General features: G+C 37.5%; 18 protein-coding genes, 1 pseudogene and 1 other annotated feature. Of the genes and pseudogenes, 15 read left to right on the top strand and 4 right to left on the bottom strand.

Features of this window, described 5'->3' with window-relative positions; translation table 11 throughout:
- Nucleotides 1-40 precede the first annotated feature (40 nt).
- The gene (locus tag IGI37_RS15890; protein WP_438763035.1) at nucleotides 41-1,036 is read right to left on the bottom strand and encodes a LacI family DNA-binding transcriptional regulator; all 996 of its coding nucleotides are present in this window, start codon (nucleotides 1,034-1,036) and stop codon (nucleotides 41-43) included.
- A gap of 311 nt (nucleotides 1,037-1,347) precedes the next feature.
- Between IGI37_RS15890 and IGI37_RS15885 the strand changes: the two genes are divergently transcribed.
- From IGI37_RS15885 to IGI37_RS15865, 5 genes are all read left to right on the top strand, one after another.
- On the top strand, nucleotides 1,348-2,610 hold the full coding sequence (locus tag IGI37_RS15885) for an extracellular solute-binding protein (protein WP_438763034.1): 1,263 nt from the start codon (nucleotides 1,348-1,350) through the stop codon (nucleotides 2,608-2,610).
- Nucleotides 2,611-2,887: 277 nt separating this feature from the next.
- On the top strand, nucleotides 2,888-4,168 hold the full coding sequence (locus tag IGI37_RS15880; protein WP_438763033.1) for an ABC transporter permease subunit: 1,281 nt from the start codon (nucleotides 2,888-2,890) through the stop codon (nucleotides 4,166-4,168).
- Between the two features lies 1 nt (nucleotide 4,169).
- Nucleotides 4,170-5,030, top strand: coding sequence for a sugar ABC transporter permease (locus tag IGI37_RS15875; protein ID WP_438763032.1), 861 nt, complete (start codon nucleotides 4,170-4,172; stop codon nucleotides 5,028-5,030).
- 13 nt (nucleotides 5,031-5,043) lie between these two features.
- Nucleotides 5,044-7,092 carry a beta-galactosidase gene (locus tag IGI37_RS15870; RefSeq protein WP_438763031.1) on the top strand — a complete coding sequence of 683 codons (2,049 nt, stop codon included), beginning with the start codon at nucleotides 5,044-5,046 and terminating at the stop codon, nucleotides 7,090-7,092.
- A 167-nt stretch (nucleotides 7,093-7,259) separates the two neighbouring features.
- Nucleotides 7,260-7,784 (top strand): NADPH-dependent FMN reductase, encoded by a 525-nt coding sequence (locus IGI37_RS15865; RefSeq protein WP_438763030.1) that lies wholly within the window; start codon nucleotides 7,260-7,262, stop codon nucleotides 7,782-7,784.
- 95 nt (nucleotides 7,785-7,879) lie between these two features.
- Here IGI37_RS15865 and IGI37_RS15860 read toward each other — a convergent pair whose 3' ends face one another.
- A complete protein-coding gene (locus IGI37_RS15860; RefSeq protein WP_438763029.1) occupies nucleotides 7,880-8,569 on the bottom strand; it encodes a hypothetical protein in 690 nt (229 codons plus the stop codon).
- 17 nt (nucleotides 8,570-8,586) lie between these two features.
- Nucleotides 8,587-9,072 carry an RNA polymerase sigma factor gene (locus tag IGI37_RS15855; protein ID WP_438763028.1) on the bottom strand — a complete coding sequence of 162 codons (486 nt, stop codon included), beginning with the start codon at nucleotides 9,070-9,072 and terminating at the stop codon, nucleotides 8,587-8,589.
- A gap of 246 nt (nucleotides 9,073-9,318) precedes the next feature.
- Between IGI37_RS15855 and IGI37_RS15850 the strand changes: the two genes are divergently transcribed.
- The 7 genes from IGI37_RS15850 to lepB all read left to right on the top strand — a co-directional run bounded on the left by IGI37_RS15850 (nucleotide 9,319) and on the right by lepB (nucleotide 13,347).
- Nucleotides 9,319-10,092, top strand: a complete 774-nt coding sequence (locus tag IGI37_RS15850; RefSeq protein WP_438763027.1) for an AzlC family ABC transporter permease — start codon at nucleotides 9,319-9,321, stop codon at nucleotides 10,090-10,092.
- Nucleotides 10,085-10,402 (top strand): AzlD domain-containing protein, encoded by a 318-nt coding sequence (locus IGI37_RS15845; protein ID WP_438763026.1) that lies wholly within the window; start codon nucleotides 10,085-10,087, stop codon nucleotides 10,400-10,402. The genes IGI37_RS15850 and IGI37_RS15845 overlap by 8 nt, the downstream gene beginning before the upstream one ends.
- A 143-nt stretch (nucleotides 10,403-10,545) precedes the next feature.
- Nucleotides 10,546-10,776 (top strand): hypothetical protein, encoded by a 231-nt coding sequence (locus IGI37_RS15840; protein ID WP_438763025.1) that lies wholly within the window; start codon nucleotides 10,546-10,548, stop codon nucleotides 10,774-10,776.
- A gap of 52 nt (nucleotides 10,777-10,828) precedes the next feature.
- Entirely contained in the window at nucleotides 10,829-11,716 is an 888-nt protein-coding gene (locus IGI37_RS15835) for an SPFH domain-containing protein (RefSeq protein ID WP_438763671.1), read from the top strand.
- Nucleotides 11,717-11,931: 215 nt separating this feature from the next.
- Nucleotides 11,932-12,150 carry a helix-turn-helix transcriptional regulator gene (locus IGI37_RS15830; protein WP_438763024.1) on the top strand — a complete coding sequence of 73 codons (219 nt, stop codon included), beginning with the start codon at nucleotides 11,932-11,934 and terminating at the stop codon, nucleotides 12,148-12,150.
- Nucleotides 12,137-12,613, top strand: a complete 477-nt coding sequence (locus IGI37_RS15825) for a hypothetical protein (protein WP_438763023.1) — start codon at nucleotides 12,137-12,139, stop codon at nucleotides 12,611-12,613. The genes IGI37_RS15830 and IGI37_RS15825 overlap by 14 nt, the downstream gene beginning before the upstream one ends.
- A gap of 161 nt (nucleotides 12,614-12,774) precedes the next feature.
- Nucleotides 12,775-13,347 (top strand): signal peptidase I, encoded by a 573-nt coding sequence (gene lepB / locus IGI37_RS15820; protein ID WP_438763022.1) that lies wholly within the window; start codon nucleotides 12,775-12,777, stop codon nucleotides 13,345-13,347.
- Nucleotides 13,348-13,540: 193 nt separating this feature from the next.
- Here lepB and IGI37_RS15815 read toward each other — a convergent pair whose 3' ends face one another.
- Nucleotides 13,541-13,801, bottom strand: coding sequence for a UTRA domain-containing protein (locus tag IGI37_RS15815; protein ID WP_438763670.1), 261 nt, complete (start codon nucleotides 13,799-13,801; stop codon nucleotides 13,541-13,543).
- Nucleotides 13,802-13,839: 38 nt separating this feature from the next.
- On the opposite strand from IGI37_RS15815, the pseudogene IGI37_RS15810 reads away from it, so the two are divergent.
- From IGI37_RS15810 to IGI37_RS15800, 3 genes and pseudogenes are all read left to right on the top strand, one after another.
- A pseudogene (locus IGI37_RS15810) lies at nucleotides 13,840-14,034 on the top strand (DUF7916 family protein); the annotation flags it as partial.
- A gap of 268 nt (nucleotides 14,035-14,302) precedes the next feature.
- Nucleotides 14,303-14,596, top strand: coding sequence for a hypothetical protein (locus IGI37_RS15805; RefSeq protein WP_438763021.1), 294 nt, complete (start codon nucleotides 14,303-14,305; stop codon nucleotides 14,594-14,596).
- A gap of 92 nt (nucleotides 14,597-14,688) precedes the next feature.
- Nucleotides 14,689-14,931, top strand: a binding site (T-box leader).
- A gap of 54 nt (nucleotides 14,932-14,985) precedes the next feature.
- Nucleotides 14,986-16,092: a 5-methyltetrahydropteroyltriglutamate--homocysteine S-methyltransferase gene (locus tag IGI37_RS15800; protein WP_438763020.1), complete on the top strand. Its 1,107-nt coding sequence runs from the start codon at nucleotides 14,986-14,988 to the stop codon at nucleotides 16,090-16,092.

Below are 16,092 nucleotides of genomic sequence, written 5' to 3'. Positions count from 1 at the left end.
CTTGATTAGAGGCTAAACTCAAATCAAGTGACTCTTTTTTTTAGGGCTGAAAACTTTTCCTTATCACGAGTTCGGAACCCAGCAAGACGGTTTTTGTGATCTTTCTAGGATAAACGATTTGATCAACGAGCATGTCAATCGCAGTTTTGGCAATCTCCTCGACATCGATACGAAAAGTAGTTAAGGGGGGAGAAACAAACTTAGATATTTCAGTATCATTCACACTAATCAGCTCAATTCGATCAGGAATAGAAATATATTTTTCGTTAAAGGCTTGAAGAGCACCCACTGCAATCGTATCAGAAGCGATAAAGAAGGCTTCTGGCAAATCATCGCCTAATGTTTTAATCAGTTCTAAAGTCAACTCATATCCTTGGTTGACCGTAAACTTTCCTTTAGAAAAGATATAGGAGTCATTGAGTAGTCCTTTTCGATCCATATACTGACGAAACGCGATTTCACGACTGTCTGCCTCGTCTTGATCAATCATTGGGTTATGGAAGGCTCCACCAATAAAACCAATTTTTGTATAGCCTTTTTGAACAAAGTAATCAATTGCCTGGCGTGTAATTCTGTCAGTATCCGGCTTCACCGTATCGAACAAATCAGGCTCAGGGTTTAGTTCAAGCAAGACCCCATTTGGACAAGTCTCTTTTATCATCAGAAGCTCCTCGCTAGTAAATGAACCCACACCAACAAAACCAGAGACAGAATCAGGAATTTGTATTGTATTTTCTTCATGTTTGATTAGTTCAATCTCCATATTACTAAGCTGAGCATATTTTTCTAAAGACAAACGTAGCTGTTGGAAGTAGACATCTTGTAGCTCTTCTTGTTCAGTGAGCCAAAACAATACGGCAATTTTCTCCAAGGTTGTTTTAATCTTCGAACGATCATAGCCCATGGAAAGAGCCGTATGGATAATTTTTTGTTTTGTTTCGTTTGTGATTGATAGAGAATTGTCTCCTTTAAACAAGCGCGAAACAGTTGCCTGTGAGTAGCCAGAGTGTTCAGCAATTTCTTTAAGTGTCACCATCGTTATTTCACCTCAAATATAGTATATACTTAGTTGAGAATGAAAGTAAAGAAATTTACTAAATTTCATTACTTTTAAATAAAATAATTGTACTTCTAGGAATAAAAATATCCAAGAAAAGAGTGAGGGATTGCGTCTTATCCTATAGTTTAATCAGTTGTCTAGGCGGAGGATTAATATGCAAAAGTAAATTAATTTACTTAAACGGTAAATTAATTAGATAAAATACTTTACATAATGAGTAAAATAATTTATTATTAAAAATGTAGAGAGCGTTTTCAAACAAAAAAGTGAAAAGGTGGATAAAAAAGATGAAAAAAATGACGACATTCGTTCTAGCTAGTTCAATGGTACTCGGTTTAGCTGCTTGTGGGCCAAAAGGAGACTCATTAAGTAGTTCGCAAGACAAGTCAGGAAATAAAGAGTATGACCTACTTGTTTGGGAAGATCAATCAAAGTCATCAGGAATTGAAGAAGCGGTCAAAACATTTGAAAAAGAAAATGATGTGAAAATTAAAGTCATCGAAAAAGCGTATGGAGGTCAAATTGAAGATTTACGTTTGGATGGACCTGCAGGAACTGGACCGGATGTCATCACGATTCCTGGAGATCAAATTGGAACAGCCGTAACAGAAGGGTTAATCAAGGAATTAGCTGTAGATAAAGCAACCCAAGATATTTATACGGAATCTGCCATGCAATCTCAGATGGTTGATGGAAAAGTCTATGGGTTACCGAAAGCTGTGGAAACTCAGATTTTATATTATAACAAAGCATTAATGAAAGAAGCTGATTTACCAAAAACCGTCGATGAATGGTTTGCTTATTCAAAAGAAGTGAAAACAGATGATAGTTACGGATTATTGGCACTATGGGACCAACTTTATTATGCACAAGGGGTCATGAGTGGTTATGGTAGTTATGTCTTCGGTCAAAATTCGGATGGAGGTTACGATTCAAGTGATATAGGGTTAGCCAATAAAGGAGCCATCGAAGGAGCTGAGGTTATTCAAAAGTTCTATGATGAGGGTGTTTTCCCTTCAGGCATTGTTGGTGAGCAAGGAATTAACGTCTTGGATTCTTTATTTACAGAAGGCAAAGCGGCGGCTGTTATTTCTGGTCCATGGAATGTTGAACCATATAAAGAAGCAGGCGTTGACTACGGCGTGAAAGAGTTGCCGCTACTTAGTAATGGCAAACACATGGGCTCATTTATCGGTGTGAAAAGTTATAACGTCAGCAGCTACTCAAAAAATGCTGAGCTAGCCGAAAAATTTGTTACGTTTATTTCTAATGAAGAAAACTCAAAAGTTCGTTATGAAAAAACTGGAGAAGTTCCTGCTGTAGCAGCCTTAGCAGAAGATCCTTCCATCAAGGAAAGTGAGAGTGCACAAGCCATTGCTGAACAATCTAAATATGCAGAATTAACGCCGGGTATTACAGAAATGAATTCTGTGTGGAAACCAATTGATGCAGCCTTACAAACCGTCGCAACTGGTAAAGCGAATCCAAAAGAAGCATTACCACAAGCCGTAGATCAAATTAAATCAGCTATTGCAGCGAATGGAAAATAGAGAATAATAAATCAGTAAAAAGTGAGGGGTAAGGGTGTGGGACATAACTCGACTAGTTATGTCCCACACTCCTAGTACCGAATAAACGGTGGGTACAGAAGTAACTCCGTCGGAAATAAGCTGAAATTCACAAAAATTTGAAGAGCAATTTTCGTGAATTCCTTCTTATTTCTCGGAGTTAAACACTTCTGTCCCAACCTCTCACTCTAAAATAGGTGAGATATACAAATAGATTAAGCTTATTTACTTATTCAAAAAAAACAAGGGAGATTGCTTTATGAATGATACAGTGAAACAAACAGGCTCTCGGGCCAAAAAAGCAGCATTGTTTTCAATTATCCCAGGCATCGGTCAGTTCTATAATCGACAAAAAGTAAAAGGCAGTCTGTTTTTCTTCTTTTTTGTTATGTATCTGATTGTGTTTAAAGATTTGTTTAATATGGGGCTATGGGGAATCGCTACACTGGGTACAGAAGTCCCAAGGGATAATTCAATATTTTTACTAGCAGAGGGGTTAGTTTCATTAATTGTTATCGCGTTTGGATTGTTATTTTACTATTTGAATTTGCGTGATGCTTACAAGAATGGCGAACTTGTGGATCAAGGCTTAGAAGTTAATTCTATCAAACAAAGTTATCAGGCCTTGTTGAAGGAAGGCTATCCTTATTTAATGAGTAGTCCAGCATTTATTTTATTGGTTTTTTCAGTGATTTTTCCAATTCTTTTTAGTATTGCCCTTGCGTTTACAAATTATGATTTATATCATTCAGCTCCGGCAAACTTGGCGGATTGGGTGGGACTAGAAACGTTTAAGAAAATCTTTACAGTTGATATTTGGCGAGACACCTTCTTTAATGTGTTGGGCTGGACGGTAATTTGGACTTTAGTTGCGTCTACTTTACAAGTCGCAATTGGCGTGTTTTTAGCAGTCGTTGTTCATCAAAAAGAACTTCGCTTCAAAAAATTCTTTCGGACGATTCTCGTATTACCTTGGGCAGTTCCAGGATTTGTGACGATTCTCGTTTTTGCAGGAATGTTTAATGATAGCTTCGGTGCCGTGAATAATACCATTTTGAATTTTTTTCATATTTCACCGATTCCATGGTTAACTGATGCGAATTGGACTCGCCTTGCCCTATTAATTATTCAGGGCTGGCTAGGGTTTCCTTATATTTTTATTGTTACTACGGGAACCTTACAATCCATTCCAGAAGATTTATATGAAGCTGCAACCATCGATGGCGCGTCGGCATTCCAAAAATTTAAAAAAATTACGTTGCCGCTAATCCTATATTCAATGGCACCGATTATCATCACACAATACACGTTTAATTTTAATAACTTTAATATTATTTATCTCTTTAACTCAGGTGGACCAGCTGTACCGGGATCAACTGCGGGTGGGACGGATATTCTGGTTTCATGGATTTATAAACTAACTATGCAAAACAGTCAGTATGCACTGGCAGCTGCATTGACTATTTTACTTTCGATTGTTGTTATTGGGATTGCACTATGGCAGTTTAGACGTACAAATTCGTTTAAGGAGGAAGTTTAGTATGAAAAATCATCAGTCAAGTCTTAAAACACAGCGTCATATTAAATTGACTCTTACTTACTTATTATTACTAGTCATGGTGGTCGTGATTATCTATCCACTACTTTGGACGATTGGTGCAAGCTTTAATCCAGGAAATAGTTTGGTTAGTACTAGTCTGATTCCTAAAAACCCAACACTTGACCACTTTACAAGACTCTTTGTCGGTGATGGGACACTACTGTATGGGCAGTGGTATATGAACTCATTAAAAATTAGTTTCTTTACCATGATTTTATCCTTGATTTTTGTGTCTATGACCGCCTATTCCTTTTCAAGATTCCGTTTTACAGGGCGAAAAAATGGATTGATGCTCGTTCTGTTACTACAAATGATCCCTCAATTCTCTGCCTTAATCGCGATTTTCGTATTAGCACAGATGATGGGATTGATTAATAGTCACTGGTTACTGATTCTAATCTATGTAGGTGGACAAATTCCGATGAATACCTATTTATTAAAAGGATACTTTGACTCAATTCCGCTAGATTTGGATGAGAGTGCCAAGATAGATGGTGCGAGCAACTCTCGGATTTTTTGGCAAATTTTAATTCCTTTGTCACGACCAATGTTAGCAGTGGTTGCGATGAATGGATTTACTGGACCTTTGGGTGATTTTGCGCTCTCATCAGTATTACTTAGAAACCCGGAATATTATACCTTACCGATTGGGTTATATAAATTAGTGACGGACAAGATGGGGGCTAGTTATACGACGTTTGCAGCAGGTGCAATATTAATTAGTATTCCGATTGCCTTGGTCTTCGTCTCATTACAAAAACATTTTGTTTCAGGCTTAACAGCTGGAGGAACGAAAGGATAAGGAAGTACACATTATGACACGTTTTAATTTAGAAGATCGATTTTTACATGGAGGAGATTATAACCCCGATCAGTGGTTAGACTATCCTGAAATTTTACAGAAAGACTTAGAATTAATGGATAAAGCACAGGCCAATACCTTTTCATTAGGCATATTTGCTTGGAGCACGTTAGAGCCAGAAGAAGGGGTCTTTCATTTTGAATGGTTAGACAAAATCATGGACGATATTTATGCACATGGGGGCAATGTCATTTTGGCTACACCGAGTGGGGCTAGACCTAGTTGGATGTCGAAAAAATATCCAGAGGTGTTGAGAACCAATGCTTCTCGCGAAAAGAATCTACATGGAGGACGTCACAATCACTGTTTCTCATCACCTGTTTATAGAGAAAAAATCGCAATCATTAACAAAAAACTAGTGGAACGTTATGGCAACCATCCAGCTTTATTGATGTGGCATATCTCAAATGAATACTCTGGAGATTGCCATTGTGATTATTGCCAAGAAAATTTTCGTCACTGGTTAAAGAAAAAATATCAAACCCTAGAGGAACTGAATGAAGCTTGGTGGGGACCTTTTTGGAGTCATACGATTACAGATTGGACTGAGATTGAGTCACCATCGCCACTAGGGGAAACGATGGTCCATGGGCTAAATTTGGATTGGAATCGGTTTGTAACGGATCAAACGATTGATTTTTTTGAACATGAAATTAAAGATATCCGTCGTTTGACACCAACTATTCCTGTGACAACCAACTTTATGGCGGATACGTATGATTTAATTCCGTTTCAAAGCTTGGATTATGGGAAATTCTCTAAGCATGTCGATGTAGTTAGCTGGGATTGTTATCCGGCTTGGCATAACGATTGGGAGTCTGTAGCAGATTTGGCCAGTAAGGTGGGCTTTATCAATGATCAATACCGCAGCTTTAAACAGCAACCTTTTTTAATTATGGAATCGACACCAAGTGGAGTGAACTGGCATGATGTTAACAAAACGAAACGTCCAGGTATGCATCTACTTTCCTCTATGCAATTTATCGCGCATGGTTCAGACAGTAATTTATATTTCCAATGGCGTAAATCTAGAGGCTCATCTGAAAAATTCCATGGCGCAGTTGTCGATCACGATAATGATGAACAGAATCGAGTATTTAAAGATGTCGTGCAAGTTGGACAAGCTCTTGAAAAAATTAAAGAGATCAAAGGTAGCTATAAAAGGGCTAAGGTCGCGATTATTTATGATTCGGATAATAATTGGGCGTTAGGCGATGCACAGGGTTTTTCTAATGCAAGTAAACAATATTCACAAACCTTACAAAAACATTATCGTTATTTCTGGAATCAAGATATCGCGGTTGAAGTCATTACAAAGGAACAGGACTTGGCAAACTATGAGCTGGTTATCGCACCGATGATGTATTTAATATCTGAGGCTACTATGAAAAAATGGCAGGATTATGTAGCAAACGGTGGACATCTTGTTTCAACGTATATCACAGGATATGTCAATGAACATGATTTAACCTATATCAATGGTTGGCCGAGGCCCTTACAAGAATTGTTTGGTATCAAGGTTACAGAGACAGACAGTTTGTATCCAAAAGATCAAAACTCGCTTCATTTTGAGAACCACGAGTATGTCGTTCAAGACTACTGCAGCTTATTTGAAGTGATCGATTCAGAGGTCTTAGCAACTTATGGTGCAGACTTTTACCAAGGGCAAGCTGCCGTAACCAAAAATAAGGTGGGAAAAGGCACGGCCTATTTTATCGGAGCTAGAACAGAAGCAGCTTTCTTAGAGATGTTTTATGGAGAACTTACGCGACAATATGGCTTAGAAAATCAGTGGGTTGTGCAAGGAGACTCAGATGTTTCTGTACAGGCGCGTGATTTTGAAGAAAAAAGTTATTATTTCGTGATGAATTTTTCACAAGAGAAAAAAGAAATCCAAGTGTCAGAGGAGAGTCAAGATCTGTTAACAAACGAAACGGTCTTACCAACGATTTCTTTGGCCCCTTACGAAGTGAAAGTTTTGTCACCAATTCGTCTGAAATAATTTGCTAAATAAGATTCAGTAATAAGAACAAAACCTGTTAACAGAGGGGTTTTGTTCTTATTTTATTTTACTTACAAATTGTAAGCATAATTCTTTACTAACAAAAAGTAAGGATGTATACTATGTCTTGTAAGTTAATAAAAAACAATTTAAAGGAGATAGATCATATGAAATTTGGAATTATTTTAGGAAGCACAAGAGACGGACGCGTTAGCCCACAAGTGGGAGAATACATAAAAGAAATTGCGTCAGCACGTGAAGGACATGAGTTTGAAATCGTGGATATCAAAGATTATAATTTACCATTCATGGGAACTGAGGCACCTAACTTGGCTTGGAATGAAAAAATAAACGAATTGGATGGCTACATTTTTATCGCTCAAGAATACAACCATGGAATGTCTTCATCATTAAAAAATGCATTAGATAGTGCACGTGATGAGTGGTTTAATAAGGCAGCCGGGATTGTTAGTTACGGTTCAGGCGGCGGCATTCGTGCAGCAGAACAAGTTCGTCTAGTCTTGGCAGAACAAAAAGTGGCAGATGTGCGGACAAACCCAGCCTTCAACTTGTTCACAGACTTTGAAAACTTCTCTGACTTCAAACCAGGCGAGCACATGGCAGCAGGCGTCAACGACATGCTAGATGAATTATTGTTATGGTCTCAAGCATTTAAAGGACTTCGCGGGTAGGGTAAGTACAAATAAAAAGCCCCAAACAAAAAACGTCACTCAACCAGTGACGTTTTTTGTTTGGGCACGCATGTCTGGATATTCTCCTTTGTTTCTTATTTTATCTCCATGTACATAATGAGGGTTCTGTCCCACTCGCGTAGATATTCTTTGTCGAATATTACGTTTGTGTCACTGTAGCCAACTTCACCATCGTCAATCCAATATTGAAGTACATAACGTTTGTTTAGTTTGAGAGGACCATCTTTAAGCAGATGACTGCGGCTCGCAGCGTTATTAAACGGATTTTCTGTTGTTCCGTATCCTTCAAAGGTGAAACCACCACTAGCTAGAACTCCAGCATTTGCAAACTGTATCCGAACTTCCGTTGGGGCGTTCGCTGTTTCGATAACGCCCCAAGAAAGAATTGTCGAAAGCATTTGTGTCTCCTCCTGTTGGCTTCCTGCCATGATATCATGGCGGATACGTTTATCCTTTTCGTAGTAATCGGCATAAATGATGAGTTCTTTTGCTTCGATATTCAAGCCGTAGCTTTCAAAATTTTGCATAAGTAGAGTGGAGAGGGTTTCTGTTTCTTTATTTTGAAACGCACGTATCTGACCGTCAGGAACTCCAGCTACTTTATTTCCCTGAAATGGACCCAAGTTCCAATAAAACCAGTAGCCAGATAAGATGAGGCCTAATAATATGATTATCGCTAGTATCGAACTAAAGGTGGATTTAAGTAACCGTTCGCGTCTTGCTTTTTTGACTAATTTTTCAAATTCTTTGTCTTCAAAGTTCATCTGATTTCTCTCCTTCTTTATTCATTTTGCGCCATCAAAACAGCTAATTTTTTTCGAGCACGATACAATTCGTTTTTTAAACTTTCTTTTGGTCGGTCTAAAATGAAGGCCATCTCCTCGATTCGCAAATTCTGTTCGTATTTCATTAAGAGGAGATTGGCAGAGTTTAAATCAAGTTTGTTTAAGGCTTGATAGAGCTCCTCGTATTCATTTTCTATAGGTAATTCCCAAAACTCGGAGTGCGTGGGCATGATATGTAGTCGAAGGATCTCTTGGTATTTTTTCTTTCTATTAAATAAATTAAAATAGAGATTGAGTCCAACACGAAATATCCAGGGGCGGATCATCTTTGCAGGAAGAACGGTCTCGATTTCTAAAATCTTGATAATGACGTCATGAGCAATATCTTGTGCATCTTGTTTATCTGCACCTATTTTGATCAAATAACCAACGAACTCATTAAGAATACTTAACAATTTTTTTTCGTAAGCATCTAGCTTCAAATTTTCCCCCTCCTCTTAGATAAAACAATCGAAAATGCCAAAAGTGAACAAATTATCTGATTTTTTTGAGTATATCATGAAACGAATCGCTGTATTTAGAAATCTCTTTTTTGGGTGGGAAAGCGCGAAGTCCTTTTTGTGAAAAATCTAACGAAAATTTGATTGAAAAAAGCAACATTATTTTCATAGATATGGTAAAATGTGTACGCTGTCTATTTGTTTTGAAAATTAAAAGGAGTCATTTACATGAGTAGAGATAAAACCGTAGCATGGCGCGAAGCAATACGTGCTGTGATGCCACTATGTCTGAGCTATATTCCAGTGGGGTTAGCCTGTGGTGTCTTGCTGCAACAGGTTGGATTTAACGTATATTTAACAGCAATTTTATCAGTTTTGGTATTTTCTGGTGGTGCCCAATTTTTGGTCGCTTCCATGCTGAGCATTCAAGCACCTATTTATTCAACGATTCTGATGACTTTTTTCCTTGAGCTTCGGTACATGTTACTGAGTTCAAGTATGTCTTTGTTCATGAAAAAAGAGAAAAAACGATTTATTGCGTTGTTCTCTCAATCGTTAAATGATGAAAACTATGCCGTAAATTATTTGAAATATTCTACGGACCCAACGTGGAATTCAAAAAAAGCTTTATATGTCAATTGGTTTTCTTTAATCTCTTGGCTACTGAGTAATGTTATCGGCACGTTACTAGGCTCGATGATTACACTTGACGCAGATATGGTTCACTTTGCTTTAACAGCTATGTTTATCTTTATGTTTGTGATGCAAATGAAGGATGCAACGTTGATTTTTACGGGTATTTTATCAGGTGTTCTTGCAGTCATTTTTATGTTGGCCTTTCAGAACACTTTTGGGCTAATTGTCGCTACTATCATGGCTTCATTATGCGGTTATACAGCAGAGCGTCTGTTTAAAAAACGCGAGGATAAGAAAAAGGTGGCCAATGAATTGAATCCCCCGATTTTCCCATTTAGCGAACAGGAGGCGAAAAAGAATGACTAATCTGTCGTTATTGTTTATGATTGGTGGTTTATTTGCGGTTTCCTATCTGCCACGTGTCCTTCCGTTATTATATTTTACAAAACGCAAGGTGCCCACTTGGTTTAGTGAATGGATGAAATATGTTCCCGTTGCTTTGTTTGCGGCATTATCGTTTAAAGATGTGTTTATCACGCATGAACACTTGGACTTAGCATGGAATGTCAAAATTGTGGCCATGCTGCTCGTGGCAGGTGTCGCTTATAAGACACGTTCAATGGCCTTTTCTGTTATTACGGGCTTGTTGGCCATCTTCTTGTTGTCACTTTTATAAAAAATCGTTGCTAACAATCTTTTGATTTTTGATTGTTAGCAATTTTTTTATTTTGTAGCGTTTCTTAAGGTTACGCTGTATTTTTCCAAAAGAAAGAGTATACTGGTACTTATCAATAGAATACTTTTTAAGGAAGAGGGTTTATGGCAGATTATCAGATGGTTAAGACAATCGGCAAGTGTTTCCGCACAAATACGGAACGTTATGTTGGAACGGTCCGTATTTTAGGTAGTTGGTATGATTTTAAGGTTGTGGAAGGCATACCGGACAAAGGGGCGATGCTAGAGGTAATTGATTTTACTAGTAAAGAGCTTCTCGTTCGCGTAAATAATTATTTATTTGAAAGCGATGTGAATTATATTGGCAATTTTTAGTTTAGTTATCGGGGTTTTACTATTGGCAATTATTGTGACTTTAGTCATCAAAATGGTGGTTATCGTTGATCAAGGGCAAGTGAAGGTTGTCGAAAGCTTTGGGAAATATGACCGGACGTTAGAACCAGGTCTGCATTTCTTAATGCCTATCTTATATAACGTCAAACAACGCGTGTCTCTGAAGCAAACACCACTTCAAATTGAATCTCAAAGTGTTATTACACGAGATAATGTAATCGTTGAAATTGATGAAGCAATCAAATATCATGTGACGGATGTTCGGGCGTTTGTGTATGATAATGAAGACTCGGTTACCTCGATGATTCAAGATTGTCAGTCTAATTTACGAGGGATTATCGGGAAAATGGATTTAAATGAAGTGTTAAACGGTACGGAAGAAATCAATGTAAATTTGTATGAAAGTGTTAAAGATATTACGGCAGGTTATGGCTTGTCGATTGACCGAATCAATATTGGTGAAATTTCCGTTTCAGATGAAATCATCAATTCGATGAACAAGTTAATCACCGCTAGTCGAGACAAAGAATCATTAATCACGATTTCTGAAGGAAAAAAACAATCGACTATTTTGGAATCTGAAGCTCGGGCCTCTGAGATGGAGATTGATGCAGCTGCTCGTGCCAAACAAACACGAATTGACGCGGAAGCTCGTGCGGATCGTACACGTATTGATGCAGAAGCCGAAGCACGCCGGATTCAAGTCATCACAGAAGCAGAAAAATTGAGAATCAAAGAAATCAATAAGGCGATTGAAGAGAGTGCCTTAAATGAACAAATGTTGGCCTACCTCGGAATTGAAGCCTTCAAACATGTCGTTGAAAACAATAGCAACACTGTAATCATGCCAAGCAATTTAACGGAATTAGGAAATATTCCAGCGATGAAGGAATTATGGCAAGCAACAGAAAAAACAAAATAAACAAATCAAATAACTAACAGATTGTCAGTTCCGTAGAATCGTTTATAGGACTTACTGAACACATCTGAGCAGTTGAGTTAAAAACTAGAAGCTAGTCGTTTTTTGACAAAGCTTCTAGTTTTTTGAGTTTTAATGTAAAGTTAGCTTGACATTTTTTTGTAAATCCGTATACTAAATGTAAAGCTGGTTTTACATTTTTAAAGGGGGAGACTCGAGTGCCCGTTGTAAATCATGTCAAAGAATTCCGCAAAGAACGAAAACTGACCCAAGAAGAATTAGCAAAATTAGTTAATGTATCCAGACAAACGATTATTTCTTTGGAAAAAGGGTCATATGTTCCATCTTTGGAGTTGGCGTTAGATATCTCTCAAGTTTTTGAAACGACTGTGGAACAATTATTTAAAAAGGAGAAGACCGCCTATGAAAAAAATTAAGCGAGATACGGTTATTTTACTAAGTACATTTTGGTGCGTGGGTTTGGGTCATATATTCTTTCAATCATTTCATCAGATTGAACAAATGTTTTCAACCGAATGGATTTTAGTAAGTTTGATTGGAATACTTCTTCTTTTATTTGTGGCACTGTCTGTACTGCTTACATACTTAATAAAAGGCTGGATTGAGTTTAAAGAGACAAAACAAGCGAATTTTTGGCTATTTCTTTGGACAGACTCATCAATCATTGAAGAAGATGAACGAAGTATTAAGATTAGTGAACATGCCTTAAAGAAATCTAATGAATACACGGAGGGGTTTATTGCAGCCCTCATACTTATTCTTATCGTTTCAGGGGCGCATTCGGTGAGTGCAAATCAGATAATTTTTGCCGTCCTATTGGCATTCTCAATAAAAACATTGAGTTATTATTTTCTTTCAAAAAAAGGTTACTATTCCTAATTAAAAATGAGGGCCAGCCCTCCTGTGAAAGAGTTATTTAATTTTTTTCATTTTAAATCAAACTTTTTCCCCAGTTGTTCTATATGATGATATACTTAACAAGATATTAAATTCGTTTTGAGAAAATACAGAACGAGCTAAAAAGGAGCGTTTTATTGGATATGAAAAACTTTATAAAAAATTGGGGATTTATGATTGTCTTACTGATTGTTGTCCTTGCAGCTAGATATTTTATATTTACACCAATTACCGTGAAAGGTCATTCGATGGATCCAACATTACAAGATGGACAGAAGTTGATTTCATCGAAAATTTCCAGCTATAATCGGATGGATATTATCACAACGGTCGAACCAGATGATCCAGATATCTTAATCGTCAAACGATTGGTTGGCTTGCCAGGAGATACGGTAGCGATGAAAAACGACACACTGACGATCAATGGCAAGGAGTACAAAGAGGAATATCTTGATGAATTTAAAAAGGAATTTGCCAATGATAAACTTCAAAAGGAATACTCTTATGATGAAAAATTCCAAGCAATAGCAGAACAAGCGACACAGTTTACACAGGACTTCGAAGTGACGATTCCAGAGGGCAAGTATTTAGTCTTAGGGGACAATCGTCTCATCTCAAAAGATAGTCGTATTTTTGGTTTGGTAGACGAGGATTTGATCCACGGGAAAGCCGTTTTCAGATACTGGCCACTAAACAAAATTTCGATTTTGAATTAAACAGGTAACAGGCAAAGGAATAATAAAAAAAGAGTTTCACAGCTTGAGTGTCTGTGGAATTTTTTTTTTGTGGAGACTTGGTATTACCGAAGCCGTTTTTCATTGAGTGACGGAGCTTTCCTAGTATGAAGCATAAGCGCATTGTTTTGGTAGAATAGCTGCAGAATTTTTTTCAAATGAATAACTCTCAATTTTAGTGACTAAATGGACGATTAGCTAACAAAACAAACTTGAACGAATCCGCTTGGTGCCAACTTTCGTTATATTGGAAATGTGTGTAATCATCTAAATAGGCCCAATTTCTAACAACAATCATATTTTTATCTCGTTCACTAAGATTCAGGTATTGTGTAACGGGGGGAATAATATCTTCTACTGAAATCTCTTTTTTAGAGAAGTTCAACTTCAAGTGGAGATCACTTTCAAGATAACGATAGAGCGAGTAGCTAACAATTTCTTGGGTTAAACTAGGAATAATTGAGACTCTTAAATAGTCAAGAATCCTCTGATATAGATACCATTAGACAAATGGCAATCAAAAATAAAATCTGTGGCGTCGACATTCAACATATTGGCGATGCAGGCTATTCTGGCATTGCACCAGTAGAGAATATTATGGCGATGAGTAGAGCAATCCGTGGAAATAGACACACAATTTCTATGATGGCAAGATCAATTATTCGGTAATGTTAGAAATGAAACAAAATGTGTTAGTCACCAGTAGAGTATCTGTGGGCTAACACCTTTTTTGTAATTCAAAAGGAGGGAGTTATCATTTGCAGCTGTTTAACCTCTTTTCTAGATTATCCCACAAAGATTTAAACTAGGCGCTATAAATTATCTGCGAGAAGCACTTGGCACTCTCATTAAATTTTTACTTTCTCATTTTCTTATCATATAATGAAGGCAGATAAGCTTTCTATCAAAACTTTTTTACTGAAAAGGAGTGAGGAAAATGTTAAAAAAAATCTCAACCAAAATAGCAGAAAGAAAAACAAGAAAAAGAGAAAAAATTTTAGAAAAAAATAGACGACTCCGTGCTGAAGGGAAAGATCCGCTAAAAGGCTGGAATAGGATGGTCAATACAGGTCTAGGTGGCTTGAATCGTGGGGGAACGGTGAGTAATACTGTCGTAAATCCCTTGGATAAAAATACTGAGGGCACCTATAATTATTTTGGAGAAGAACAAAAGAATATCGCTAAAGAGGCAGAGCAACGTCAAAAAAACAAACCTGAATCAGATCGCTAGTTTTGTTTATCCGTATATAAAAATGTCGAATTTTTTTAAAAAAGAATTGACAAACAACAAATTTATTAGTAGTCTATTTCTAAGAAAATAATTAAAACACTGTGAAAAAGAAAGTAGAATTGCACGAATTTCCAAAGAGAGTCTCGGTAGCTGTGAAGAGATGAGAGGACGGTAGTTTGAAAATGGCTTTTGAGTGGATTCTCTAAAATAAGTAGGAGAATACGGAAGGTCCCGTTAGACGACAACGAGTCTCCAAGTGATTGGGTACTTGATGAGGAAGTATCTGTGAAGGTACTTCAAATTAAGGTGGTAACGCATATATATATGTCCTTAGGTGTCTATTCAGACGTCTAAGGATTTTTTTTATAAAAAAACGAGGAGTGATGAAAATGAGTAAGGTTCCCTTTCGGTTTGATCAAGTAGGTAGTTTATTAAGACCTGAGCAGTTAAAAAAGGCTAGAGAAGAGTTTGCAAAAGGCACGATTTCTAAAGAAGAGTTAACGAAGGTCGAGGATGCGGCAATCATAAAGGTGATTGAGCAGCAAAAAGAAGTTGGTTTGAAGGCTGTCACAGATGGCGAATTTCGGCGTCGTTGGTGGCATTTGGATTTTATTGCTGGCTTGAACGGTATCACAGTTTATGATTTTGAAACGACAGCATTTGGTTTGACGACACAAGCGCAAGGAACGTATGTGAGCGGACAGCTTTCATTTTGTGAGCTTCATCCGTTTCTAGAGCATTTTGCTTTCACTAAGGAGCATGCGGGAGCAACGTTAGCTAAGCAGACAATCCCGGGGCCGAATATGATTTATCTGGACTCGTTTATCTTGTCAAAACAATACCATGAAAATCCTGCTTATCAGACAAAGGAAGCTTTTGTAGCGGATTTAATAGAAACGTACAAACAGGCGATTCAAGCTTTTTATGATTCAGGCTGTCGTTATTTACAGTTGGATGATACAAGTTGGGGTGGACTGTTTGATGAGCGCTTCCGTGGACTTATCACTCAAAATGGTTATAACCCAGATGAGTTAATTCAGGAGTTTGGCGATATTACCGAGGCCGTTTTGGCGGATAAACCTGAAGATTTAGCGGTGACTTTCCATTTTTGTAAAGGAAATTTCCAATCGCATTGGTTATACAATGGTTCGTACGATAAAATTGCGGAGCGTTTGTTGGCTATAGAGCAGTTTGATGGTTTCTTTTTGGAGTTTGATGATGAACGTTCAGGTAGCTTTGAGCCGTTGAAAAATATCAAAGACCAGCGAATTGTTCTAGGTTTAGTTACAACGAAAACACCTGAGTTAGAAGAAAAAGAAGCGTTGAAGAAAAGAATTCAAGAAGCCGCAGAATTTGTTCCTTTTGAGCAGTTATGTTTGAGTCCTCAGTGCGGATTTTCATCAACACATGAAGGCAATAAAGTGACAGAAGAGGCACAATGGGCCAAATTACGTTTGGTTGTAGAGACGGCAAAAGAAGTTTGGGAAGGAGCATAA

It is taken from the genome of Enterococcus sp. AZ194, assembly GCF_051713825.1.
Taxonomy (GTDB): domain Bacteria; phylum Bacillota; class Bacilli; order Lactobacillales; family Enterococcaceae; genus Enterococcus_K.
Note: the sequence above shows the minus strand (reverse complement) of the source record. Positions and strands in the feature narration are given on the sequence as shown.